The 23,184-nt window shown below is 36.5% G+C and carries 24 protein-coding genes and 1 pseudogene; 7 read left to right on the forward strand and 18 right to left on the reverse strand.

Features of this window, described 5'->3' with window-relative positions; genetic code table 11:
* Positions 1 to 68 precede the first annotated feature (68 nt).
* The 6 genes from ACIQ7L_RS17865 to gerE all read right to left on the reverse strand — a co-directional run bounded on the left by ACIQ7L_RS17865 (position 69) and on the right by gerE (position 4,496).
* Entirely contained in the window at positions 69 to 575 is a 507-nt protein-coding gene (locus ACIQ7L_RS17865) for a metallophosphoesterase family protein (RefSeq protein ID WP_400570806.1), read from the reverse strand.
* Positions 576 to 588: 13 nt separating this feature from the next.
* Entirely contained in the window at positions 589 to 1,197 is a 609-nt protein-coding gene (locus tag ACIQ7L_RS17870) for an XTP/dITP diphosphatase (protein WP_400570807.1), read from the reverse strand.
* Between the two features lie 10 nt (positions 1,198 to 1,207).
* The gene (gene rph, locus ACIQ7L_RS17875) at positions 1,208 to 1,945 is read right to left on the reverse strand and encodes a ribonuclease PH (RefSeq protein ID WP_097898136.1); all 738 of its coding nucleotides are present in this window, start codon (positions 1,943 to 1,945) and stop codon (positions 1,208 to 1,210) included.
* Positions 1,946 to 2,075: 130 nt separating this feature from the next.
* Positions 2,076 to 3,122, reverse strand: a complete 1,047-nt coding sequence (locus ACIQ7L_RS17880) for a GerMN domain-containing protein (protein WP_400570808.1) — start codon at positions 3,120 to 3,122, stop codon at positions 2,076 to 2,078.
* Positions 3,123 to 3,262: 140 nt separating this feature from the next.
* The gene (racE, locus tag ACIQ7L_RS17885; RefSeq protein ID WP_097898150.1) at positions 3,263 to 4,072 is read right to left on the reverse strand and encodes a glutamate racemase; all 810 of its coding nucleotides are present in this window, start codon (positions 4,070 to 4,072) and stop codon (positions 3,263 to 3,265) included.
* Between the two features lie 199 nt (positions 4,073 to 4,271).
* Positions 4,272 to 4,496: a spore germination transcription factor GerE gene (gerE, locus tag ACIQ7L_RS17890; RefSeq protein ID WP_000659494.1), complete on the reverse strand. Its 225-nt coding sequence runs from the start codon at positions 4,494 to 4,496 to the stop codon at positions 4,272 to 4,274.
* A 651-nt stretch (positions 4,497 to 5,147) separates the two neighbouring features.
* On the opposite strand from gerE, the gene ACIQ7L_RS17895 reads away from it, so the two are divergent.
* The 3 genes and pseudogenes from ACIQ7L_RS17895 to ACIQ7L_RS17905 all read left to right on the forward strand — a co-directional run.
* Positions 5,148 to 6,971, forward strand: a complete 1,824-nt coding sequence (locus tag ACIQ7L_RS17895) for an APC family permease (protein ID WP_400570809.1) — start codon at positions 5,148 to 5,150, stop codon at positions 6,969 to 6,971.
* A gap of 268 nt (positions 6,972 to 7,239) precedes the next feature.
* A complete protein-coding gene (locus ACIQ7L_RS17900) occupies positions 7,240 to 7,425 on the forward strand; it encodes a PspC domain-containing protein (protein WP_097898139.1) in 186 nt (61 codons plus the stop codon).
* Positions 7,426 to 7,490: 65 nt separating this feature from the next.
* Positions 7,491 to 7,601 (forward strand): annotated as a pseudogene (locus ACIQ7L_RS17905) (multidrug resistance efflux transporter family protein); the annotation flags it as partial.
* Positions 7,602 to 7,644: 43 nt separating this feature from the next.
* On the opposite strand, the gene ACIQ7L_RS17910 reads toward ACIQ7L_RS17905, so the two are convergent.
* The 3 genes from ACIQ7L_RS17910 to ACIQ7L_RS17920 form a co-directional block, all read right to left on the reverse strand.
* Positions 7,645 to 8,076 (reverse strand): Rrf2 family transcriptional regulator, encoded by a 432-nt coding sequence (locus tag ACIQ7L_RS17910; protein WP_141523117.1) that lies wholly within the window; start codon positions 8,074 to 8,076, stop codon positions 7,645 to 7,647.
* A gap of 117 nt (positions 8,077 to 8,193) precedes the next feature.
* Positions 8,194 to 9,414 (reverse strand): ABC transporter permease, encoded by a 1,221-nt coding sequence (locus ACIQ7L_RS17915; protein ID WP_400570810.1) that lies wholly within the window; start codon positions 9,412 to 9,414, stop codon positions 8,194 to 8,196.
* A gap of 2 nt (positions 9,415 to 9,416) precedes the next feature.
* Positions 9,417 to 10,301 carry an ABC transporter ATP-binding protein gene (locus tag ACIQ7L_RS17920; RefSeq protein WP_400570811.1) on the reverse strand — a complete coding sequence of 295 codons (885 nt, stop codon included), beginning with the start codon at positions 10,299 to 10,301 and terminating at the stop codon, positions 9,417 to 9,419.
* Positions 10,302 to 10,678: 377 nt separating this feature from the next.
* Between ACIQ7L_RS17920 and ACIQ7L_RS17925 the strand changes: the two genes are divergently transcribed.
* On the forward strand, positions 10,679 to 11,506 hold the full coding sequence (locus ACIQ7L_RS17925) for a 5'-nucleotidase, lipoprotein e(P4) family (RefSeq protein WP_400570812.1): 828 nt from the start codon (positions 10,679 to 10,681) through the stop codon (positions 11,504 to 11,506).
* A 28-nt stretch (positions 11,507 to 11,534) separates the two neighbouring features.
* On the opposite strand, the gene motB is transcribed toward ACIQ7L_RS17925, so the two are convergent.
* Complete coding sequence (gene motB / locus ACIQ7L_RS17930; RefSeq protein WP_400570813.1) at positions 11,535 to 12,320, reverse strand: flagellar motor protein MotB; 786 nt, start codon at positions 12,318 to 12,320, stop codon at positions 11,535 to 11,537.
* Positions 12,310 to 13,104, reverse strand: a complete 795-nt coding sequence (gene motA, locus ACIQ7L_RS17935) for a flagellar motor stator protein MotA (protein ID WP_097898145.1) — start codon at positions 13,102 to 13,104, stop codon at positions 12,310 to 12,312. The genes motB and motA overlap by 11 nt, the downstream gene beginning before the upstream one ends.
* 303 nt (positions 13,105 to 13,407) lie before the next feature.
* Between motA and ACIQ7L_RS17940 the strand changes: the two genes are divergently transcribed.
* On the forward strand, positions 13,408 to 14,187 hold the full coding sequence (locus ACIQ7L_RS17940) for a M15 family metallopeptidase (RefSeq protein WP_400570814.1): 780 nt from the start codon (positions 13,408 to 13,410) through the stop codon (positions 14,185 to 14,187).
* Between the two features lie 34 nt (positions 14,188 to 14,221).
* On the opposite strand, the gene ACIQ7L_RS17945 is transcribed toward ACIQ7L_RS17940, so the two are convergent.
* From ACIQ7L_RS17945 to ACIQ7L_RS17960, 4 genes are all read right to left on the reverse strand, one after another.
* Positions 14,222 to 14,668 carry an acyl-CoA thioesterase gene (locus ACIQ7L_RS17945; protein WP_400570815.1) on the reverse strand — a complete coding sequence of 149 codons (447 nt, stop codon included), beginning with the start codon at positions 14,666 to 14,668 and terminating at the stop codon, positions 14,222 to 14,224.
* Positions 14,669 to 15,160: 492 nt separating this feature from the next.
* On the reverse strand, positions 15,161 to 15,922 hold the full coding sequence (sdhB, locus tag ACIQ7L_RS17950) for a succinate dehydrogenase iron-sulfur subunit (RefSeq protein WP_097898327.1): 762 nt from the start codon (positions 15,920 to 15,922) through the stop codon (positions 15,161 to 15,163).
* Positions 15,915 to 17,708, reverse strand: a complete 1,794-nt coding sequence (gene sdhA / locus ACIQ7L_RS17955; RefSeq protein WP_400570816.1) for a succinate dehydrogenase flavoprotein subunit — start codon at positions 17,706 to 17,708, stop codon at positions 15,915 to 15,917. Before sdhA ends, sdhB begins: the two co-directional genes overlap by 8 nt.
* A gap of 13 nt (positions 17,709 to 17,721) precedes the next feature.
* Positions 17,722 to 18,348, reverse strand: coding sequence for a succinate dehydrogenase cytochrome b558 subunit (locus ACIQ7L_RS17960; protein WP_097898329.1), 627 nt, complete (start codon positions 18,346 to 18,348; stop codon positions 17,722 to 17,724).
* 300 nt (positions 18,349 to 18,648) lie between these two features.
* Here ACIQ7L_RS17960 and ACIQ7L_RS17965 point away from each other — a divergent pair, with 300 nt between their 5' ends.
* Positions 18,649 to 19,098, forward strand: a complete 450-nt coding sequence (locus ACIQ7L_RS17965; protein WP_400570817.1) for a YslB family protein — start codon at positions 18,649 to 18,651, stop codon at positions 19,096 to 19,098.
* 123 nt (positions 19,099 to 19,221) lie between these two features.
* Here the strand turns inward: ACIQ7L_RS17965 and uvrC are convergent, their stop codons facing one another.
* Entirely contained in the window at positions 19,222 to 21,006 is a 1,785-nt protein-coding gene (gene uvrC / locus ACIQ7L_RS17970) for an excinuclease ABC subunit C (protein WP_400570818.1), read from the reverse strand.
* 272 nt (positions 21,007 to 21,278) lie between these two features.
* On the opposite strand from uvrC, the gene ACIQ7L_RS17975 reads away from it, so the two are divergent.
* Positions 21,279 to 21,527, forward strand: a complete 249-nt coding sequence (locus tag ACIQ7L_RS17975; RefSeq protein WP_400570819.1) for a cytoplasmic protein — start codon at positions 21,279 to 21,281, stop codon at positions 21,525 to 21,527.
* Positions 21,528 to 21,659: 132 nt separating this feature from the next.
* Here the strand turns inward: ACIQ7L_RS17975 and trxA are convergent, their stop codons facing one another.
* The gene (gene trxA / locus ACIQ7L_RS17980) at positions 21,660 to 21,974 is read right to left on the reverse strand and encodes a thioredoxin (RefSeq protein ID WP_097898333.1); all 315 of its coding nucleotides are present in this window, start codon (positions 21,972 to 21,974) and stop codon (positions 21,660 to 21,662) included.
* Between the two features lie 209 nt (positions 21,975 to 22,183).
* Entirely contained in the window at positions 22,184 to 23,161 is a 978-nt protein-coding gene (gene etfA, locus ACIQ7L_RS17985) for an electron transfer flavoprotein subunit alpha (RefSeq protein ID WP_400570820.1), read from the reverse strand.
* Positions 23,162 to 23,184: the final 23 nt, after the last annotated feature.

Raw genomic sequence — 23,184 nt, forward strand, 5'->3', positions numbered from 1 at the left:
CGACAATGTTTATTATATTTGTATGCGCAGATAAAGTCAATACTTTTTTAAAAAGAGGATAAATTTTCTTATCCTCTTTTTAAAATTGCTTGTTCAACAACCTGTCCATCCAATGTTTCAAAACAAACTTCCATTTCATTTTCATTCATTTCTAACAAGGCAAATGTTTTTTCTGTACGGGCACGTGGCAATAAAATGCTTCCGGGATTAATAAATAAAATCCCCTCATACATTTCCGCTCCCAGTATATGTGAATGCCCAAAGCATACAACATTCGCTCCTACCTCTTCTGCACGATACGCCAATGTCTGCAATGTCATTTTCACATTATGACGGTGCCCATGCACAATCAAAAAGCGTACGCCCTTTACATCAGTAACAATCTCATCCTTAAAGCTATTGCAGAAATCACAATTTCCCTTTACGATATGAAACCCTTGCACATCCGGATGATCTAATGCTAACTCTGAGTCACCGCAATGAATCATGACATCAACTTTGCCCTCATACATTTCTTTTAATTGCTGTAACTCCTTCACCGAGCTGTGACTATCACTTACGATCAAAGCCTTCATCAGTCTCTCTCCCTTACTCTCCTAAAAACCATTCTGGGATTTTTTCTTCTAACTTACGAAGTGCACGCCCGCGGTGACTAATTTCATTTTTCTCATCTGAAGTTAACTCAGCCATTGCTCTTTTATATTCTTCTACATAAAAGATTGGATCGTATCCAAAACCATTTTCACCACGTGGCTGTTCTAAAATCTTCCCTTCACACGTGCCGCTTACAATAACTGGTTCTTTATTATCTTCCGGAAAAGCAACCGCTAACGCGCAATAAAAACGTGCTGTACGTTTTTCCATTGAAGTGCCCTCTAATTCTGTTAAAACCTTATCAATGTTCGCCTGGTCATCTTTTTGTTCGCCAGCATAACGAGCAGAGCGCACACCAGGATTTCCATTTAAAGCATCAATAATAAGACCAGAATCATCCGCAATAACAATCGCATTCAGCTGTTTACATAAACTGTCTGCTTTTAAAATTGCATTTTCTTCAAACGTTTCACCAGTTTCTTCTGCTTCTTCAATATGCGGGAAGTCATAAAGAGATTTCACCTCTAAATCAAATTTCTCAAATAGTTCCGCAAACTCACGAACTTTCCCCATGTTTTTTGTTGCAATAACAACTTCCTTCATATTTCCACCTCTACTCCATATGAGATACGATGTCACCTAATGCTTCTTTTTGTTTTTCAACAAGTTGTAAAATTCCTTGTTCTGCAGCATCAAGTAATTCATTTAATTCAGCACGGCTAAATGTCGCTTCTTCTCCAGTTCCTTGCACTTCAACAAACTGTCCTTTTCCGGTCATAATAACGTTCATATCAACATCAGCTTTAGAATCTTCTGCATAGTTTAAATCTAAAACAACACCTTGTTCTTCAACAATCCCAACTGATGTTGCAGCTAAATAATCTTTCACTGGAATCTTAGATACCTTTTCTGCTTGTAATAGCTTATCAAACGCTAATACCATTGCCACATAAGCACCTGTAATAGACGCTGTTCGCGTTCCGCCATCTGCTTGAATCACATCACAGTCAATCCAAACCGTTCTTTCACCAAGCGCTTCTAAATCCACAACCGCACGGAGTGCTCGTCCAATTAGACGTTGAATTTCCATCGTACGTCCCGTTACCTTTCCTTTACTAGACTCACGAATTGTACGTTGCTCAGTCGCACGTGGAATCATTGCATATTCTGCTGTTACCCAGCCTTTTCCTTCACCACGCATAAACGGTGGTACACGCTCTTCAATCGTTGCTGAACAAATTACCTTTGTATCTCCAACTTCAATGAGTACAGACCCTTCCGGATGTTTTAAATAATTTGTATGAATATGTACATGGCGTAATTCTGCTGCTCCTCTACCATCTACTCGCATAAAATAACCCCCTCATAACTACTACTTGTTAGTATAGCCAACTTTAAATATATGATATGTATAACAATAGAAGAAGGGGAACTCAAAAGCAATTCCCCTTTCTTACATAAGTATATCAAATTATTTGCGATTAAAAACTACCTGTATTCACGTTTTGTGGACGATCAACAGGTTTTGTTAGTTTCTCACCCTTCTCATTAACAAGATTTGCTTTTCCATTTACTTCAACAGAAACATTTTTCATCCCTTGTTTTTCTGTTAAAGATAAGACGAGCGCTTGCAATACATAATTTGAAATCATATTTTTATCTTTGTTTGCATATATATTTTCATTAAAATTTAATGTAACCTTTCCATCTTGTACTTTCGGTGTACTGACAAGCTTCACGTCAGGGTTAAAATCATTAAGTAAAGAAGAATGAGACGGCCCTTTTACAAGCTCATTTACAACCGTTTCCACTTCATTTTCTTTTCCCTCTGCAACACGGCGCGTTACCGGTACATAGTACTGTTGTTTATTATTTTGTGCCATGAAATAAAGTGTAACAGGTTTCGTATTTGTTACATCTGCCACTTGTTCATCATCAAAGTTAATACCATCAGCACGGCTCACAGCCTCACCGAGCGGCGTACCTCCAACAGGCATTTTTGCCAATTTCTCACCATTTATTTGAAATTTGACTTGTTTAATATCTTTAAATTGTGTTAACGTCCAAGCGACCGATTCAACGATTTGACGCTCTTCTTCTTTTTTATAGCTTTTCATTTCCTTTGAAAAATCAACAACCGCTGTCCCATCTTTTTTCAAATCAACGGACATCGTTGTATTCGCTGGAAGAACCGCCTGAAATCCATTTGGCAACAAATCCGTTACCGGACCATCCTTCACAAGGTATTCTAATGTTTGTTTCACAACTTCATTCTCTTTTGGCACAGGCATCGCTATTGTTTGTGGTACAACGTAACCATTTTTATCAACAAGGTACAACTCTCTGTTTATCGTTTTTCCTTGTTTTTCCTTCTTTGCAGTGTCTTTCTTTTCACCTTCTGTATACGAAACTTTTTTCGGTGGATCAATTTGTTCTGTTTCTTTCTCCTTATTTAACAAACCGCATCCTGATAATAAAGCTGCGCTTACTGTAACACAAACAAGCCATTTAAAAGCGGATTTAGGCATACCAATTCCCCCTAAAATCTAAGTTTGTACTATATGTATACGAGCTTCTTATCGTTTTAGAACAAGCAATGACAACTTATATTACAATTTATAAAATAAAAACTCCTGAATTCTCAGGAGTTTCTTATACGAATCTACTATTATCTTGTTTCTAAATGAATGTGCTTTACATTTTCTATTGGCTGTCCGAACCATTTAGAAGCAATTTCTTTGAATAAATCTATTTTCCCTGTCGTTAGGAAAAGATGATCACTTTGTTCTTCTCTCTCATTTAACATCTTACTGTGATATAAAATCGTACTTACTTCACGAGCTGTTTCATCCCCCGAACTAATTAACTGCACTTTATCACCCATTACCCGTTTAATAACAGGTCCTAAAATTGGGTAATGTGTACACCCTAAAATCAGTGTATCGATTTCAGTATTTTTTAATGGTTGCAATGTTCCTCTAACAACCTCATATGCCATTTCACTCTCAAAGTTTCCACTCTCTACAAGTTCCACAAATGGTGGACACGCTAAACTCTCTACCATAACGCGGTTATTAATAGATTTTAACGCTTCTTCATACGCACCACTTTTCACTGTCCCGATTGTACCGATAACTCCAACATGGTACGTATTTGTTACTTTTAACGCTGTACGCGAACCAGGGTGAATGACTCCTACCACTGGAATTGGTAACTGTTTTTGCATCTCTTCTAATACAACCGCAGTTGCAGTATTACAAGCAATGACTAGCATTTTAATATTTAACGCTAATAAATGCTCCGTCATTTCCCATGTGAATTGACGCACTTCCTCCCGAGAACGCGGGCCATAAGGACAACGTGCTGTATCTCCTAAATATATAATACGCTCTTTTGGCAGCTGACGAATTAACTCCTTCGCTACTGTTAATCCCCCTACTCCTGAATCAATGACACCAATCGCTCTATTCAACATAATCACCCGTTTTCTCATTCATCATCTTTTTTACTATCAGTATATCTTACATACTTTAAAATGTAATAAATCTAAAGTATCCTGTTAATCATTTTTAAATATGTACCTGTATAGACCAGGACCTTTTTTATTTTGCTCCTTTTCTTCATAATTTGCAAGACAGAAAAATAGCCGACCCTTTATTAAAAGTCGGCTTCCTCTATTATAATTCGAGTTCTCCCATACGAAGAAGTTCAACAACCGCTTGCGAGCGTCCTTTAACCCCTAGCTTTTGCATTGCATTTGATATATGGTTGCGTACGGTCTTTTCACTAATAAAAAGTTCACTTGCAATTTCTTTCGTCGTTTTATCTTGAACCAGTAATTCAAATACTTCTCTCTCTCTCTTTGTGAGTAACGGTTTAGATTGATATGCTTTTTCCTTCAACTGGTATAACCCTCCTTGCTTAAGCCAGAGCTGTATATGTGTAAGTTAGGTGTTTATTTAGTCAAGATATTGTATGAATGAAATGTGCTGGTGGTGAATGAAAACAGGCTACATTTCGTGTGTTATTTCAGATTTACATATACTTTATACATTTCAACTCAAAATGTATGTATAAGATGATCATCGCATATAGAATGAACTATATAAATTCATTTTAATTTTTCGATATCTAAATCCTTGCTATGCAGAATACAAAGTAACCTACACTCGTTTGCTCTTTCTGTTTTCACTTCGCATGTGGCAGAAAAAGGCCCTGACCGTTTCTATGCATGAATAGATACTCTCTCCCACCTAAAAAGAGGGGTTTTATATCGTTTTTTTATTGATGTATAAAAGAACCCTATTTCGATACAGGATCATCTTTTTAGTCAAATAGTTTTATAATTTCTTATCTAAACAGTAACTTTACACCCTATACCTGCTCTAGCAATAGATTAAGGATTGCTCCTACAAACAAACCGTTCCCACATATATATGAAACACTCCATTTATTACCTCTTCATTTTCAGAAACATTTCCCATAAAGTCGTTCATACTACTAGATAGAACCAATTCGCTTTGTACGCAAAATTATATATTGGTGGTGTTATTATGTTTTCAGTCTTCAAACGATTTTTAATTGGTAGACCACTTAAATCAACAGCACTAGGAGAACAAAAATTAAATAAACTTAAAGCACTTGCAATTTTGTCTTCTGATGCTCTTTCTTCTGTTGCTTACGGGACTGAACAAATTTTAATTGTTCTCGCTGCATTTGGAGCGATTGCTTTTTGGTATTCCATTCCGATTGCAGTCGGTGTTTTAATCTTATTAACAGCACTTATTTTATCTTACAGACAAATCATCTATTCTTATCCGCACGGCGGCGGTGCTTACATTGTTTCCAAAAAAAACTTAGGTACGAACGCTGGACTGATTGCTGGGGGATCACTACTTGTAGATTATATTCTGACTGTAGCAGTAAGTGTTTCAGCTGGAACTGACGCCATTACATCAGCCTTTCCAACATTGCATCCTTACACCGTTCCGATTGCAGTTATACTTGTCATGTTTATTACGATTTTGAATTTAAGAGGCGTGACGGAATCGGCTTCCATTTTAGCCTATCCTGTCTATCTTTTTGCATTTGCACTTGTTATTTTAATTATTGTTGGGATTGTAAAAATTACTACCGGACAAGCTCCCGCCAATTTACATACACCAATTGGGACTGTCGTACCAGGCATTACACTATTTTTCTTATTAAAAGCATTTTCATCTGGCTGCTCTGCCTTAACAGGAGTGGAGGCTATTTCAAATGCAATTCCAAACTTCAAAGAACCAGCAGCAAAAAATGCAGCAAAAACATTAGTGATGATGGGAACAATTCTTGCTATTTTATTTACGGGTATCACATTTTTAGCATATTGGTATGGAATTGCTCCAAAACATAACGAAACTGTCGTGTCTCAAATTGCTTCAAGTATATTTGGAAGAAATTTCATATACTACTTTATCCAAGGAACTACGGCGCTTATTTTAGTATTAGCTGCCAACACAGGATTTTCAGCGTTTCCACTTTTAGCATTTAATTTAGCATCAGATAAATATATGCCGCGTATGTATTTAATGCGAGGGGATCGCTTAGGATATTCAAATGGAATTATTACGTTAGGAATCGGTTCTATCCTTTTAATCATAGCTTTTCACGGAAAAACCGAACAACTTATTCCACTGTATGCCGTAGGGGTATTCATTCCTTTTACATTGTCACAAACAGGTATGATTATAAAATGGTTACGAGAAAAACCACAAGGATGGATGCCTAAATTACTAACAAACTTATTAGGTGCTCTTATTTCATTAACTGTTCTTCTCATTTTCTTTATTACAAAATTTGCACAAGTATGGTCCATTTTTATCTTTCTACCTATCATTGTCTTCATTTTTCACCGCATCCACCATCACTATGATGCAGTAGGAGAACAATTACGGGTTAATTTTGATGAAATTACCGAAAAATCAAACGGTAATATCGTAATCGTTCCCATCGCCGGCATTACAAAAGTAGTTGAACAATCCATCAATTATGCGGAAACGATTAGTGATCAAGTTATCGCTGTATATGTAGCCTTTGATAAAGAAAGCGAACTACGTATGCAGAAAAAATGGAAAGAATGGAAACCGGATATTCGCCTTGTTACCTTTATCTCATCTTACCGAAGTTTAATGCGACCTATCGCAAAATTGATTACAATTATTCAGCATAAAGCACAAGAAAAAAACCGCTTTGTTACTGTTTTAATTCCGCAATTCATCACAAAGAAAAGCTGGCATAATATTTTACACAATCAATCAAGTGTATTGCTTCGCGTTTACCTTTTATATAAAAAAAATATCATCGTTACAACTGTACCGTATCGCTTTCGGAAATAAAGTGAAACTTTAATCAGTGGGGGTTTTCTTCATCCCCCACCTAACTTCTTTGCTTTTGCTGAATTTTGAGGTGAGGGTCTTACTACCCGTTAATGCGGGATAAATTCATATATACCTAAAAAACCATTACAAACATGTAATCTTCTTTCAGAAAACTGTAATATTATTCGATAGTTCCCTTGTGCTTTTCCTTATAAAATAAAAGTAGAAGATATCACCGATACATATAAAAATAACTGGTGGTATCCAAAAAGGAGAGGATTTTATAATGGAAAAAAAGTTACGTAGATCTGAGGCCGATAAAGTATTATTTGGTGTATGCGGTGGTTTAGGAGAATATTTCGACATAAGCGCTAGTATGATTCGAATTCTTTGGGTGATTGCAATTCTATGTTTCGGAACAGGCTTTTTAGCTTACCTTGTTTGTTTATTGCTTATGCCACGTTCTTACTAAAAGGCACCGGTACCTACTTGGTGCCTTTTTTGTATCTTTCATTTATCAACTTATTTTCTTATCTATTTCCTGCCGGACTCTCACTTATCGGTATGATTATCATAATGGCTGGAATGGTCGCAAATAGTATTTTACATCGTTCTGCTTCAGTTGCTACACAAAAGAAAACAGCATAGCAATATGTAAAAAAACGAGCCCTCTTATGTGAGACTCGCTTTTTTACTTTTTGATTTTCGATTGTAAATTTGTAACAAGCTGCTGAACTGTTACATTCGCAAGTACATTTTCCATCGCTTCTTGTGCTTGCATTAATATAATCTCTAATACGGATTGAATATTAGCTCCTACTGGACATTCAATGTTGGGATTCTCATGGAAAGAAAATAGATGCCCTTCTTCCACTACTTCCACTGCTTTATATACATCAAGTAATGTAATCTCATCTAAATCACGAGCAAGTGACGTACCGCCTTTTCCAGCTTGGACATCAACAAGACCCGCTCTCTTCAACATTCCTGTAATGCGACGAATCACAACTGGATTTGTATTCACACTACCGGCAATCCATTCAGAGGTACAGCGAGAGTTTCGATCTATTGCAAGTAACGTTAACATATGAACACCTACTGTAAAACGGCTACTAATTCCCATCTGCACACCTTCCTTTACGTTCATTCTATCAAAAGACGATACATATTATTATATACTATTTCTTATTTACACATAAAGAAAAAGCATGATTCCCTTAGAAAATCATGCTTTTTCTTCTTATTGACGTTTTATAAACTTCGCTAAATCTTTAAATTTCACTTTATCAGAGTAGTTCATGACACCGTTTACGTAAATGCGGCTTGTAACGAAATTTAAAATAGCGATTGTTACCAGTAAAATTGCTAAAGTAATACTAATTTCTAATGCACCTGCTTCTCCTGCTATAACACGGGAGAATGTGACCATTGGTGTAAAGAATGGAATATATGAACTAATTACAACAATTGTACTATTCGGATCACTTAGTGATTTAATGCTAATGAAAAGTGCACCCATGATTAACACCATAATCGGTATTGAAACGCCCTGTAAATCTTCTATTTTAGACACAACAGCTCCAGCTGCCGCATACATCACTGCATATAACAAATACCCTGTAATAAAGTATATTAAAAACAAACTTATAACTTTCGCATCTAATTTAGCAAGGTCAATCGGAAGACCAGCTAATGATGCATTATCTAAGCTGACCCACCCAAGTAAATAGGGGATAAAGAAACCACAAGCCGAAATTAATAATTGTAATAAGGCAGTTGAGACAACTGCTAAAATCTTCGCATACATCATCGTAAGTGGTTTTACTTTCGGAAGCATTACTTCCATTACACGCGATGATTTTTCAGATGCAATATTCATGGCAATCATATTTCCAAAAGTCGCAATAAAAATATACAACGCAAGCGTAAAGATGTACGCAATCCCAAAGGAAGACGCACGATCTTTTATCGCTTCTTCTTTCATCGGAATTTCCATTTGCAATTGTTTTGCTACTTCTGGAGACACATTATTTTTTTCAATCATTACCGCTGTATATTGCTCCTTCAAATAACTTGCTATGAGCGTAGATGTTGACTGACTTGGAAAGCCACTATACATATACGTAACTTCTGGAATGCCATTCTTTTCTGTAATACGGAATAGACCGTCTAACTCTCCTTCTTCCACTTGCTTACGTAACGCATTAAATTCTTCTTTTTGCGCCACAGTTACTTTCGCTGATGGGAGTAATTTATTTAAATCACTTTCCTGTACTTTATATGTGGTACTTTCTGTTACCACCGCGATTTTATCTTTCCCTTTATCTTTATCATCAGTAAAGTGGGTAAACGCCATAATCCCAAACACTATTAAAAATAAAATCGCACTTGTAATTAATGATTTTTTTGATAAAAACGATTCCCTAAAATAAAATGAAAATACATGAGGAAATTTACGCATTGTTATTTCGCCCTTTCTACGAATATTTCGTTTAACGTTGGCTCTAGCATTTTAAATTGCCGTAAACTGACATCTTTTTCTTGTAACTTTTGTAAAATCGTTAGGGCTTCTGCGTCATCTTGAACTTTCACATAAAGCAGTCCTTGTTGTTTTTCGTACGGAATATTTAGAGCTTGCAATGCCTGTTCATTTTCTAACGCATCTTCAATTGTTAAATTACGAAAACCGTATTCTTGTTTAATATCACTTAGCTGTCCTTCTACAACTGCTTCTCCTTTTTTCAAAATACATACATATTGGCAAAACGCCTCCACTTGTTCCATTCGATGACTCGATAAAATAATTGTTTTCCCGCTTTGTACTTGTTCTTCAATAATACTCGCTAACATACCAGCATTAACTGGATCTAGCCCGCTAAACGGCTCATCTAAAATAAGAAGCTCTGGATCATGAATAAGCGCCGCAATTAATTGGATTTTTTGCTGATTTCCCTTTGAAAGCTCTCCTGCCGTTTTAAATTTATATTCTGGGATTGCTAATTTCTCCAACCAACGATCAATTGCACGATCCACTTCCTTCTTCGTCATTCCTTCTAATCTGCCAAAATAGCGAAGTTGATCTACCACTCTACTTTTTGTATATAATCCTCTTTCTTCTGGAAGATATCCAATTGTTACACCGCTCTCAGAAATTGCTTTTCCGTCCCATGTAATCGATCCTTCATTAGGAGTTAATAAACCGAGGAGCATTTTAATCGTTGTCGTTTTTCCTGCACCATTTCGGCCAAGTAGTCCTAGTACTTCACCTTTTGGTAATGAAATTTGCAATTGATTGACTGCTTTTGATTCACCAAATATTTTCGTTAAGTTTTGAATTTGTAAACTCAAAGTATAAATCCTCCCCTTCTCTATCATCCTTGCTCTCTTCTAAAGCCTATGATTATGTAAAGCAAAATATCGTAACACATACGACTTTATTTCATCCCATACTTACTCTCCACTTATATACCACTCCCGCTTCCATCCACCATTTGTTTTATTTAGTTAAAATTGTAAATAATAAGTTGTTCTTTGTCAATTATAATTGTCACTTTGACAACTAAATTTGTCAAAGGTAGCAATGAATTTTTACTCATCATACTAATATAGGGCATACTACTATATATACAAAAGACAATATGCAAAAGTTCATAAAAAAAACTACAAAAAACATTACATTTTAATATATAATATTAAATGATTTAGTCACATCAAGGAGGGTACATATGAAGATGAAAAGAGGCATTACCACTTTATTATCTGTAGCAGTTCTTTCTATATCACTTGTAGCATGTTCAGGAACAGCTGAGAAAACAGTGGCAAAAGAAGAAAAAGTAAAGTTAACAGATCAGCAATTGATGGCCGATTTATGGTATCAAAAAGCTGGTGAAGCAAAAGCGTTGTACTATCAAGGATATAACATTGGTCAATTAAAACTTGATGCGGCTCTTGCTAAAGGAACAAACAAAAAACCTGCTATTGTACTTGATTTAGATGAAACTGTTTTAGATAACAGCCCTCATCAAGCAATGACTGTAAAAACAGGAAAAGGCTATCCTTATAAATGGGACGACTGGATTAATAAAGCAGAAGCAGAAGCTCTTCCTGGATCAATTGATTTCTTAAAATATACAGATTCTAAAGGTGTAGACATTTATTACATTTCAAACCGTAAAACAAATCAATTAGATGCAACAATTAAAAACCTTGAACGCGTTGGTGCTCCACAAGCAACGAAAGAACATATCTTGTTGCAAGATCCGAAAGAAAAAGGGAAAGAAAAACGTCGTGAACTTGTTTCACAGTCGCATGATATTGTCCTATTCTTCGGTGACAACTTATCTGACTTCACTGGCTTTGATGGAAAATCAGTAAAAGACCGCAATCAAACAGTTGAAGAAACAAAAGCACAATTCGGTGAGAAATTCATTATTTTCCCTAACCCAATGTACGGTGACTGGGAAGGTGCTTTATATGATTATGACTTCAAAAAATCTGATGCAGAAAAAGATAAAATTCGCCGAGACAATTTAAAATCATTTGATGTGAAATAATAAAGGATGGCTTTCGCCATCCTTTATTTTATTCCATATTTTTTGTTAGAGGTAAAATAAATACTTCTACACGTCTATTCTTCGCTTTTCCTTCTGATGTATCGTTCGGCGCAATCGGACGATATTCTCCGTATCCAATCGCACTAAATTTCCTTGGATCCAATTGATCGTTTTGAAGCAAGGCTTGCATAAAGTTTACAGCACGCTGCGTACTTAATTCCCAGTTTGACGCAAACTGAGCATTTGCAATTGGAACATTATCTGTATGACCAGATACTGTAATCTCACGCGGAGCTGCTGAAACTAATAAATTCGACATTTCTTTGGCAATGTTTAACGATTCTACTTTCACATCAGCTTTTCCTGAATCAAACAATATATTCTCTAATATCGTAATCATCAAGCCACGCTCTGTTAATTCCGTTTTAAAAGAAGATGACAATTGTTTTTCAGAGATATATTGATCAATACTTTTTTGTACCGCTTTTAATTCATTCATTTCTTGCTGTTTCACTTCAGCTTCAGCTTGTTTTTTCATTTTTTCAGATTCAAGACTACTTGCCGATAAATCTTTTTCACTCTTTGGTTTTTGATCACTTAAAAACTCTTTTTTTCCTGTACCACCGGACAATTCACTCTTGAAAGCGACTGCCATTTGTTTAAACTTGGCAGCATCAATACTACTCATCGCAAATAAAACGATAAAAAGTGCAAATAGCAATGTCAGCATATCAGAATATGGAATTAACCATGTTTCATCAATATGCTCTTCATGTTTTTTCTTTTTGCCTCTTCTACTCTTTCTACTCCGCATTTTTTTCCGCTCCCTGTTCTAGCTTTTTACGCTCAGTCGCAGAAAGTGCACCTAAAATACGATTTTTCATGATAAACGGATATGTACCTTCTTGCAGCATTAATAAACAATCAATAATTAGACGTTTCTTTTCTAGTTCTTCTGCAGACTTTTGCTTTAGTTTATTCGCAAATGGATGCCATAACACGTAACCTGAAAAAATACCAAAAATCGTTGCAATAAATGCTCCTGAAATAGCATGTCCTAACTTGTCAATATCAGTTAAATTCCCAAGTGCAGCAACAAGACCGATTACAGCACCTAAAACCCCTAACGTCGGTGCATACATCCCAGCTTGTGAAAAAATAGCTGCACCTTTTGCATGACGTTCTTCCATCGCTTCTAATTCAGCCTCTAAAATTTGCTCTAAATCTTCTGCAGATACACCATCAATAACAAATTTCATACCGCGCAGAAGAAACTCATCTTCGATTTTGTCTAATTGTTGTTCTAGAGACAAAATACCATATTTTCTACTTTCCGATGTCCAATGAACAAATAACTCCAATAATTGTTCATAACTTAAATTCTTTTTATTTGAACCAAAAAGAATTTTAAATAATTTTGGCACCTTTTTTAAGTGATTCATTGGAAACGCAATACATACTGCCGCGGTTGTTCCAACGAAAATAATCATTGCTGCGGCAGGATTTAGTAGTGCGGCTATATCAGCGCCCTTAAGAAACATCCCTACTATTACCGCAACTACACCTAAAATAATTCCAATAATTGTTGCAAAATCCATTCCCACTCACTCCTAGTCTATACAAGAGGTCATTCATTCTTATTAATCGTTACATCTTCTTATATATATATATTACATAAAAAATTACTTTCATGAAAGCTTAGAAATGTATTATTCCGAAAAAAAAATACACATTGACACATTTTTCTACACCAATTGACATTTTTCTACACCAATTGACATTTTCTTACACTTTCTTTGCAATTCTATTACGTTACGACTCTTATATTTCTTTTTCAAACCACTAGATTTATAATGAAACCATAAATAAATTATAAGAAAGGACTGAAATTACACAGCTTTATGAAAAAGATAGTTATTATTTCTGCCGCTACGATTGTAATCGGTATCACATCCTTGGCTTATTTCGGTTCGAAGTCTCTACTACACAATGAAGCGAAAGCTGTCGAAACACAAAAACATGTTGAACAACCAAAAGAAGAGATTCCTGCCTTTCCAAAAGCAGCACATACAGCCAAAAAAATAGATGAAAACTTTTCTCTTGTTACAAATCCAGATTCACCGCTTGTATTAGTAAATAAACATCGTAAATTGCCAGATGGCTATATACCAGAAAATTTAACTAAGCCAAACGTTCCATTTACATCTCCAAAAGATAAAGAAAAAACATTACTTCGTAAAGATGCTGCCACTGCTCTTGAAAAAATGTTCCAAGCTGCAAAAGAGCAAGGTCTAGAGCTTACAGCTGTATCAGGTTATCGTTCATATAAACGACAACAATCCTTACATAATACATACATTAAACGTCAAGGACAAGCTGAGGCTGATTCAGTTAGTGCAGTTCCTGGAACGAGCGAACATCAAACAGGGCTTGCAATGGATATTAGTTCTAAATCTGCAAAATATCAATTAGAACCTATCTTTGGAGAAACTGAAGAAGGAAAATGGGTAGCAGCACACGCACATGAATTTGGCTTCGTTATTCGTTATTTAGAGGACAAAACAGATACGACAGAATACGCATATGAACCATGGCATCTTCGCTACGTTGGCAATCCATATGCTACATACTTACATAAACATCACCTAACATTAGAAGAAGCAATGGGTGAAAAAAAATAAGAGAGCCATTTCGCTCTCTTATTTTTGCATTCTATTATTGTAACAGCTTTTGTTTCCATTCTTCGAGCCAAGGTGCTCCTTTTCCCGTTTTCTTCGATGCTTGCACCATTGCCCCGCGTCCGACTAAGCAAACTTCACCAGCTTCATTCTTCGCCATATAGTGTAAATCTAAAGAAGAGTTTCCAATTGATCCAGCTTTAACATATATCTTTAAGTGTTCATCAAAGAAGGTTTGTTTCAAAAAGTTACATTGAAGATCAGCAACTACAATCATCGTTTCTGACGCTTCATGAGTCCATTCTTGCATAAAACCGAGCTCCTTAAAAAATTCAATACGTGCTTCTTCAAAATATGTAAAAGCAACACCGTTATTCATATGCCCAAACATATCGGTTTCACCAAAACGAACCTTAACAGGAATATAAAATGAAAAATCACTTTCCCATTTCTCAAAGTCTTCAATATATGAAATCCTCTTCATAACTAACTCTCCTTTGTTTCGATCTTATAAAGTGAAACTTCCATCAGCGGAGGTTTTCTTCATCCTCCACTGATGGAAAGCCCTCACCAATCGGGCTTTTACGGGCTGTTTATCCCCCGCCTATCTTCCTCGCTTTTCTCTGAATCTTGAGGTGGGGTATTACTGCCCGTAAATAGTGGGATAAATCATTTCACTCTCAAATATATATTTCAGAATAAAACAAAAATTACAAAAACAAACTTCTTAAGAATATTGACCTATATATACATCAATTAAAAAACCGACATAAAACCCCTCTTTTTAAGTGGGAGAGAGCATCTGGTCATGCACAGAAGCGATCAGGGTCTTTTTCTGCCACATGCGGAGTAAAAACAGAAAGAGCAAACGAGTGTAGGTTACTTTTTATTCTGCATAGCAGGGATTTAAATGTCGAAAAATTAAAATGGATTTATATATAAATATTGCCTCTTCGAATCGAAGAGGCAATATTTATTAATAGTTATTGTCGCTACCAAAGAAGTCTTTGAACGATTGAATCGTTGTATCACGGTTTAATGCCGCAATTGATGTTGTTAACGGAATACCTTTTGGACATGATTGTACGCAGTTTTGTGAGTTACCACAGTTTGCAAGTCCACCATCACCCATAATTGCACGTAAGCGATCTGCTTTATGCATTTCACCAGTTGGATGTGAGTTAAATAAGCGTGCTTGTGAAAGCGGTGCTGGTCCAATGAAATCAGATTTACTATTTACGTTTGGACATGATTCTAAGCAAACACCACATGTCATACATTTTGAAAGTTCATACGCCCATTGACGCTTTTTCTCTGGCATTCTTGGTCCTGGTCCTAAATCATACGTACCATCAATTGGAATCCAAGCCTTCACACGTTTTAATGCATTGAACATGCGACTACGGTCAACTTGTAAATCACGTACAACCGGGAATGTCTTCATCGGCTTTAAGCGAACTGGTTGTTCTAACTTATCAATAAGCGCTGTACACGATTGACGTGGTTTACCGTTAATTACCATAGAACAAGCACCACATACTTCTTCTAAGCAGTTCATATCCCAAGCAACAGGAGTCGTATGAGTTCCTTTTGCATCAACAGGATTACGACGAATTTCCATAAGAGCCGAAATGATATTCATATTTGGACGATATGGAATTTCGAACTCTTGATCATATGGCTGTGCATCTGGTCCATCTTGTCTCGTAATGATAAGGCGGATTGTTTTCTCAGACATGTTGTTTATCCCCCTTCTCTTCACCCTTAGCAGCTACATCATGTTTTGAAGAATAGTCACGTTTACGTGGTTTAATTAATGAAGTATCAACATCTTCATAATGGAATGCTGGTGCATTTCCTTCTCCCTCAAATTTCGCCATAGTAGTTTTTAAGAAGTTCGCATCATCACGATTTGGGAATTCTGGTTTATAATGCGCACCGCGGCTTTCATTACGGTTATATGCACCAATTGTAATAACACGCGCCAATTGAAGCATGTTTGCAAGCTGACGTGTAAATGAAGCACCTTGGTTACTCCATTTTGCTGTATCGTTAATGTTAATACGTCTATAACGCTCCATTAACTCTTGAATTTTATCATCTGTTTCTAGTAATTTTTTATTTTCACGAACTACTGTTACGTTATCTGTCATCCATTCTCCAAGCTCTTTATGAAGAACATACGCATTTTCATTACCATCTAACGTTAAAATATTGTTAAATTTCTCTGTTTCGATTAATTCATTTTGCTCATATACAGCAGATGAAACAGCATCAGATGATTTTGAAAGTCCTTTCATGTATTCAATTGCATTTGGTCCCGCTACCATTCCGCCATAAATCGCTGAAAGTAATGAGTTAGCACCTAGTCTGTTACCGCCATGCATTGAATAATCACACTCACCAGCTGCAAACAATCCTGGAATACTTGTCATTTGCTTATAATCAACCCATAATCCACCCATTGAGTAATGAACAGCTGGGAAGATTTTCATTGGTAGTTTACGAGGATCATCACCTGTGAACTTTTCATAGATTTCAATAATTCCACCAAGTTTAATATCTAGTTCTTTCGGATCTTTATGAGAAAGGTCTAGATATACCATGTTTTCCCCGTTAATACCTAGTTTTTGCTCTACGCAAACATCAAAAATTTCACGTGTTGCGATATCACGAGGTACAAGGTTTCCGTATGCAGGATATTTCTCTTCTAAGAAGTACCATGGTTTACCGTCTTTATACGTCCAAACGCGTCCACCTTCACCACGTGCAGATTCACTCATCAGGCGTAACTTATCGTCCCCAGGAATTGCAGTCGGATGAATTTGAATGAACTCACCATTTGCATAATATGCACCTTGTTGATATACAGCAGATGCTGCTGTACCTGTATTGATAATAGAGTTTGTCGATTTTCCAAAGATGATACCAGGGCCCCCTGTTGCCATAATTACGGCATCCGCTTGGAAACTCTTAATCTCCATAGTTTGCAAGTCTTGCGCAACGATTCCGCGGCATACGCCTTCATCATCGATAACAGCACGTAAGAAATCCCAACCTTCATATTTCGTTACAAGTCCTGCTACTTCATGACGACGTACTTGCTCATCTAATGCGTACAATAATTGTTGACCAGTTGTCGCACCAGCAAATGCTGTACGGTGATGTTGTGTTCCTCCGAAGCGACGGAAGTCAAGAAGTCCTTCTTCTGTACGGTTAAACATCACACCCATACGGTCCATTAAATGAATAATACCAGGCGCTGCTTCACACATTGCTTTAACTGGTGGTTGATTCGCTAAGAAATCGCCACCATAAATTGTATCGTCAAAGTGGATCCATGGAGAATCCCCTTCACCTTTCGTATTTACGGCCCCGTTAATACCACCCTGCGCACAAACAGAATGTGAACGTTTCACTGGTACTAAAGAAAATAGTTCTACATTTACTCCTGCTTCTGCTGCCTTAATCGTTGCCATCAAGCCGGCTAAGCCACCGCCGACTACTATAAGTTTCCCTTTCATGCTCTCCCACTCCTTACTGATTTGCTAGCTGTGGATCGATGAACGCTAATAATGCACTCACACCTACATAAGATAAACCTAAGAAAATAGCCAATGTTACATAAGTAGAGATACGTTGTGAGCGTGGCGATACTGTAATTCCCCAGCTAATGCAGAATGTCCATAATCCATTAGCAAAGTGGAAAATTGTTGATACAACCCCAACTAAATAGAAGCCAAACATAGCTGGATTACTTAAAATACCTGCCATCATATCATAATTTACCTGCTGTCCCATTGCAGCTTGAATGCGTGTTTCCCAAATGTGCCAAGATAAGAAAATAAGCGTGATGACACCTGAAATTCGTTGGAATACGAACATCCAGTTACGGAAATAACTGTAAGATGCCGCATTATTCTTAGCTGTAAATGCAATATATAGTCCATATATAGCATGGTACAGTATTGGTAAAAAGATGATGAAAATTTCTAGCGCATACCGGAATGGAAGGAGCTCCATAAAATGTGCAGCTTTGTTAAAAGCCTCTGCTCCTCTTGTTGCAAAATTGTTTACTACTAAATGTTGCGTCAAAAAGACACCAACCGGAATGACCCCCATTAATGAGTGCCACTTGCGAAATGTATACTCGCGGCCTTTCATGTCCCCATTACCCCCCTTGAGTGTTTAACTGCTGCTTTCAGTATTAGTTTATAGCAATAATATTTTTCACTATTGCTATAAGAAAAACTGAAAAAATTATTCAAAATATTTCAGCATAATCTGATACCAAGTTCATTTTACTCCTATTTTTGTCGAAGCGTCAAGAAAACGTATACATAAATTGCATATAATTTGCTATTTCTTTTTTTCTTCCTATATATTCAGATTTCCCTAAAGAAAGTTCTGTTTTTATAAATGAGAAATGTTATATAATAATCCCTATAGAAAGAGGGGAATATTGTGAGCAAAAATACAGTTGATATAGAATCTTTACAAGATGTTTCATTGAACGCCTTCGCTTATGAATTGCTGCGTGAAGAATTATTACCTGACTTAATTGGTAAAGACTTAGATGACATCTTATACTGGGCTGGCAGAAACTTAGCACGAAAATACCAATTAGAATCAATTGAAGAAGTCATTCACTTTTTTGAAAAAGCAGGCTGGGGCACTTTAAACATTATCGAGCATAAACGCCGCGAAATGCACTTCCAGCTAACAAGCCCGCTTATTAAAGAGCGTCAAAGACAAAAGAGACATTCGTCTTATCAATTAGAAGCCGGCTTTATTGCAGAACAAATTCAAAAACAACGAAACGTTATTGCAGAGTCATACGAAGAACAAAAGAAACGCTCGGATTCTATTACATTTCTTGTCAAATGGGACGTAAAAGATCTCGTTGAAGCGTAGAATCTACAGTAACAGTCAACTATACATATAGGTTTAGTTGACTGTTACATTTATGTATATTCATTCACTTATAATGATTTTTAATCTTCTGAAATTATACTAAAAAACAGAAGACATTGTAAACTACAATGTCTTCTTATTCGTTAGATAGGAATAAATGGTCTCTGCCACATTTTGCGGCATTCCGGCTTCGACAAATTCCGTCACAGAAGCTTCTTTCATTTTTTTTAACGAGCCAAAATGTTTTAACAATACTTTTTTTCGCTTTTCTCCAACTCCAGGAATATCATCTAATGCGGATTGAATCACTGATTTTCCGTGAAGCTGACGATGAAATGTAATTGCAAATCGGTGCACTTCATCTTGAATACGCTGCAATAAGTAAAATTCTTGGCTATTCCTTTCCAGCATCACAGGTTCAGGCGGATCTCCAATGATTAAATGTGATGTCCGGTGTTTATCATCTTTAACAAGTCCGGCCATTGGAATACATAACCCGAGCTCATTTTCAAGGACGTCACTTGCGGCTGCAAGGTGCCCTTTCCCGCCATCAATCACAATTAGATCCGGCAATGGTAAACTTTCTTTTAACGCGCGTGTATAACGGCGCCTTACCACTTCTCGCATCGATTCATAATCATCTGGCCCTTGAACCGTTTTTATTTTATATTTCCGATATTCCTTTTTCGCTGGTTTTCCATCAATAAATACAATCATCGCTGAAACTGGATTCGTCCCTTGAATATTTGAGTTATCAAATGCCTCAATACGATATGGTGTTTCAATATTAAGCTGCTCGCCTAAATTTTCAACAGCCTTAATCGTCCGCTCTTCATCACGTTCAATTAAATAAAACTTCTCTTGTAAAGCAATTTTCGCGTTCTTATTCGCTAACTCAACAAGTTCTTTTTTCTTGCCACGTTTTGGCTGTGTTGCCTCTACTTCTAGAAAACGCTCTACTAATTCAGAATCGATACTTCCTGGTACGACAATTTCTTTCGGCTTAAAGTGACTACTTTTTTCATAAAATTGCCCGATAAAGGTTAAAAATCCTTCTTCAGGCTCATCGTAAATCGGAAACATAGAAACATCCCGTTCAATTAACTTTCCTTTTCGAACAAAGAAAACTTGTACACACATCCATCCTTTATCAACTGCATAACCAAATACATCACGATCAACTAAGTCGCTCATAATCATCTTCTGTTTTTCCATAATCGCATCGATATGAGCAATTTGATCTCGCAGTTCTTTTGCCCGTTCAAACTCTAATTTCTCTGATGCCTCATACATTTTCGTTTCTAATTCTGAGCGAACCTCTTTCTGCCCGCCATTTAAAAACTTGATGATTTCATCAACAATTTCTTTATTTTGATCCTCTGTTACTTCTTTTACACAAGGTGCTAAGCATTGACCCATATGATAATATAAACAAACCTTGTCTGGCATATTTGTACACTTGCGAAGCGGATACATGCGATCTAGCAGCTTTTTTGTTTCATAAGCTGACTGCGCATTTGGATACGGACCAAAATACTTTCCTTTATCCTTCTTTACATTTCTCGTAATAAGCAAGCGAGGCTGTGTCTCAGCTGTAATTTTAATAAATGGATATGTCTTATCATCTTTTAATTGAATATTATATTTTGGATCATATTTTTTTATTAAATTTAATTCTAAAATAAGCGCCTCTAGATTCGATGAGGTCACAATATATTCAAAATCAACAATTTCCCCAACAAGACGGAGTGTTTTTCCATCATGCGAACCGGTAAAATACGAGCGCACACGATTTTTTAACACCTTCGCCTTCCCGACATATATCACTGTCCCTTGCTTATCTTTCATTAAATAACAACCTGGTTGATCTGGTAAAATCGCTAATTTCTCTTTTAAATGCTCGTGCACTCATAACCCCCCGTTTCTACATGTTTATCATTGTTGCTTTCAAACAAAAACATACACTGTTCGAAATACCCAACATACGTTCTTTTATTGTAACGGAAAGCAGAAAAAAAGGAAAACATTATACGTATTTTCAACTTTCAAGTAGATTTTCGCTATCGATTTTCATGTTAAACTAACAAAATAGAATTTTTGATTTATCTTTTTAACCTTTGATCATGTATGTTATGCAAACTATTTGTACATGAAAGAAAAGCAGAAAAAGGAGGTTACCAATGGAGAAATATTTTGAGAACGCACATCGTTTCTGTTCTCGTAATAAAATTTATTTAGAAAAGGACATTATATGCGGTTGTTTTTATTGCTTGAAAATTTTTAATCCAAATACAATTACTGAATGGTGGGATGATAATGATACAGCAGTTTGTCCCTATTGTGGTATCGACTCTGTTATAGGAGAGGGGTCTGGATTTAAAATTACTGAAAACTTTTTAAAAGAAATGCGTCAAAGATGGTTTGATTAACTAAGCGTACTCTCTCCATCTAAACAAACCCATTCACCTTCTACTCATTATTAACCCTTACCAATACGGCTTTTACAGGCATCATTATCGTCTAACAAAGACAAAAAGCTGCCCCGTGGCAGCTTTTTTATTTTAGAAGTGTTTAGAAACTAATTCTACTAAAGCTTCTTTTGGTTTGTAACCTAACGCTTGATCAACCACTTTACCATCTTTTAATACGAAAAGAGATGGAATGCTCATTACTTCAAATTGACGAGCAGTTTCTTGGTTTTCATCAACGTCTACTTTTACTACTTTTACTTTCTCGCCTAATTCTGCATCGATTTCCTCTAATACAGGAGCGATCATTTTACAAGGTCCACACCATGGTGCCCAGAAATCTAATAATACAATACCTTCGCTTGTTTCAGCTGCGAAGTTTTGGTCAGTTGCGTTTACAATTGCCATTTTATTTCCTCCTTCAAGTATATTCTACCAAGAGTATATCATTATCTTATATACGTGGCGAATATTATGTATCGTTATGTATTGTAACAAAAAAATCTTCCTTTATACTATACAAAAATACAGATCACATGCTAAAAGGTGAGAGACAGGGGATCTCTCACCTTTTCTATATATAGGGGTACTTCACTTGGAACTCAAGGGTACTCAAATCATGAATGTACTTTTAACTTTTTAAACTCCTCTGTTAAAAGAGGCACAACTTCAAATAAATCACCGACAATACCATAATCAGCTACTTTGAAGATACTTGCTTCTGGGTCTTTGTTAATTGCAACGATTACTTTAGAGTTAGACATACCTGCTAAATGCTGAATCGCACCAGAAATACCACATGCAATATATAAATCTGGCGTAACAACTTTACCTGTTTGCCCAATTTGTAATGAGTAATCGCAGTATTCTGCGTCACAAGCACCACGGGATGCTCCAATAGCACCGCCTAGCACATCTGCTAGTTCTTGTAACGGTTTAAATCCGTCTTCACTTTTCACTCCACGTCCGCCAGCGATAATGACTTTCGCTTCTGAAAGATCAACACCTGTTGCTGTTTTACGCACAACATCTTGAATGATTGTACGTAAATCTTTTACATCAACTGTAATAGAAGATACATCACCAGTACGGGACTCATCTTTTTCAAGCGGCGCGATGTTATTTGGACGCACTGTCGCAAACAGAATGCCATCTGTTACAATTTTCTTCTCGAATGCTTTACCAGAGTAAATTGGACGAGTGAAGACAACATTATCACCCGCAACTTCTAATGCAGTCACGTCAGAAATAAGACCTGCTTCAAGTTTTGCAGCCAGCTTTGGTGATAAATCTTTACCAAGTGCCGTATGTCCAAATACGATACCTTCTGGCTTTTCTTCACCATACACAGCTAAAAATGCTTGTGCATAACCATCAGATGTATATGATTTTAATTTATCACTTTCAACTGTCACAACGCGATCTGCACCGTAATGAATCAATTCATTTGCAAAAGAAGCAACGCTTTCTCCAACTAGAAGGCCAACCACTTCACCGCCTTCTGCAATTGTTTTTGCTGCTGCTACCGCTTCAAATGAAACGTTACGTAGTGATCCGTCACGAACTTCACCCGTTACTAATACTTTACGAGCCATAGATTTTCCCTCCTGCATATATA

It is taken from the genome of Bacillus sp. NPDC094106, from assembly GCF_044764345.1.
Lineage (GTDB): Bacteria > Bacillota > Bacilli > Bacillales > Bacillaceae_G > Bacillus_A.

Excerpts from the sequence above, each read along its gene's own strand:
- ACIQ7L_RS17865 (WP_400570806.1), bottom strand. The coding sequence starts at position 575 with ATGAAGGCTTTGATCGTAAGTGATAGTCACAGCTCGGTGAAGGAGTTA.
- ACIQ7L_RS17870 (WP_400570807.1), bottom strand. The coding sequence starts at position 1,197 with ATGAAGGAAGTTGTTATTGCAACAAAAAACATGGGGAAAGTTCGTGAG.
- rph (WP_097898136.1), bottom strand. The coding sequence starts at position 1,945 with ATGCGAGTAGATGGTAGAGGAGCAGCAGAATTACGCCATGTACATATT.
- ACIQ7L_RS17880 (WP_400570808.1), bottom strand. The coding sequence starts at position 3,122 with ATGCCTAAATCCGCTTTTAAATGGCTTGTTTGTGTTACAGTAAGCGCA.
- ACIQ7L_RS17895 (WP_400570809.1), top strand. The coding sequence starts at position 5,148 with ATGTTTTCAGTCTTCAAACGATTTTTAATTGGTAGACCACTTAAATCA.
- ACIQ7L_RS17900 (WP_097898139.1), top strand. The coding sequence starts at position 7,240 with ATGGAAAAAAAGTTACGTAGATCTGAGGCCGATAAAGTATTATTTGGT.
- ACIQ7L_RS17910 (WP_141523117.1), bottom strand. The coding sequence starts at position 8,076 with ATGGGAATTAGTAGCCGTTTTACAGTAGGTGTTCATATGTTAACGTTA.
- ACIQ7L_RS17915 (WP_400570810.1), bottom strand. The coding sequence starts at position 9,414 with ATGCGTAAATTTCCTCATGTATTTTCATTTTATTTTAGGGAATCGTTT.
- ACIQ7L_RS17925 (WP_400570812.1), top strand. The coding sequence starts at position 10,679 with ATGAAGATGAAAAGAGGCATTACCACTTTATTATCTGTAGCAGTTCTT.
- motB (WP_400570813.1), bottom strand. The coding sequence starts at position 12,320 with ATGCGGAGTAGAAAGAGTAGAAGAGGCAAAAAGAAAAAACATGAAGAG.
- motA (WP_097898145.1), bottom strand. The coding sequence starts at position 13,104 with ATGGATTTTGCAACAATTATTGGAATTATTTTAGGTGTAGTTGCGGTA.
- ACIQ7L_RS17940 (WP_400570814.1), top strand. The coding sequence starts at position 13,408 with ATGAAAAAGATAGTTATTATTTCTGCCGCTACGATTGTAATCGGTATC.
- ACIQ7L_RS17945 (WP_400570815.1), bottom strand. The coding sequence starts at position 14,668 with ATGAAGAGGATTTCATATATTGAAGACTTTGAGAAATGGGAAAGTGAT.
- sdhB (WP_097898327.1), bottom strand. The coding sequence starts at position 15,922 with ATGTCTGAGAAAACAATCCGCCTTATCATTACGAGACAAGATGGACCA.
- sdhA (WP_400570816.1), bottom strand. The coding sequence starts at position 17,708 with ATGAAAGGGAAACTTATAGTAGTCGGCGGTGGCTTAGCCGGCTTGATG.
- ACIQ7L_RS17960 (WP_097898329.1), bottom strand. The coding sequence starts at position 18,348 with ATGAAAGGCCGCGAGTATACATTTCGCAAGTGGCACTCATTAATGGGG.
- ACIQ7L_RS17975 (WP_400570819.1), top strand. The coding sequence starts at position 21,279 with ATGGAGAAATATTTTGAGAACGCACATCGTTTCTGTTCTCGTAATAAA.
- trxA (WP_097898333.1), bottom strand. The coding sequence starts at position 21,974 with ATGGCAATTGTAAACGCAACTGACCAAAACTTCGCAGCTGAAACAAGC.
- etfA (WP_400570820.1), bottom strand. The coding sequence starts at position 23,161 with ATGGCTCGTAAAGTATTAGTAACGGGTGAAGTTCGTGACGGATCACTA.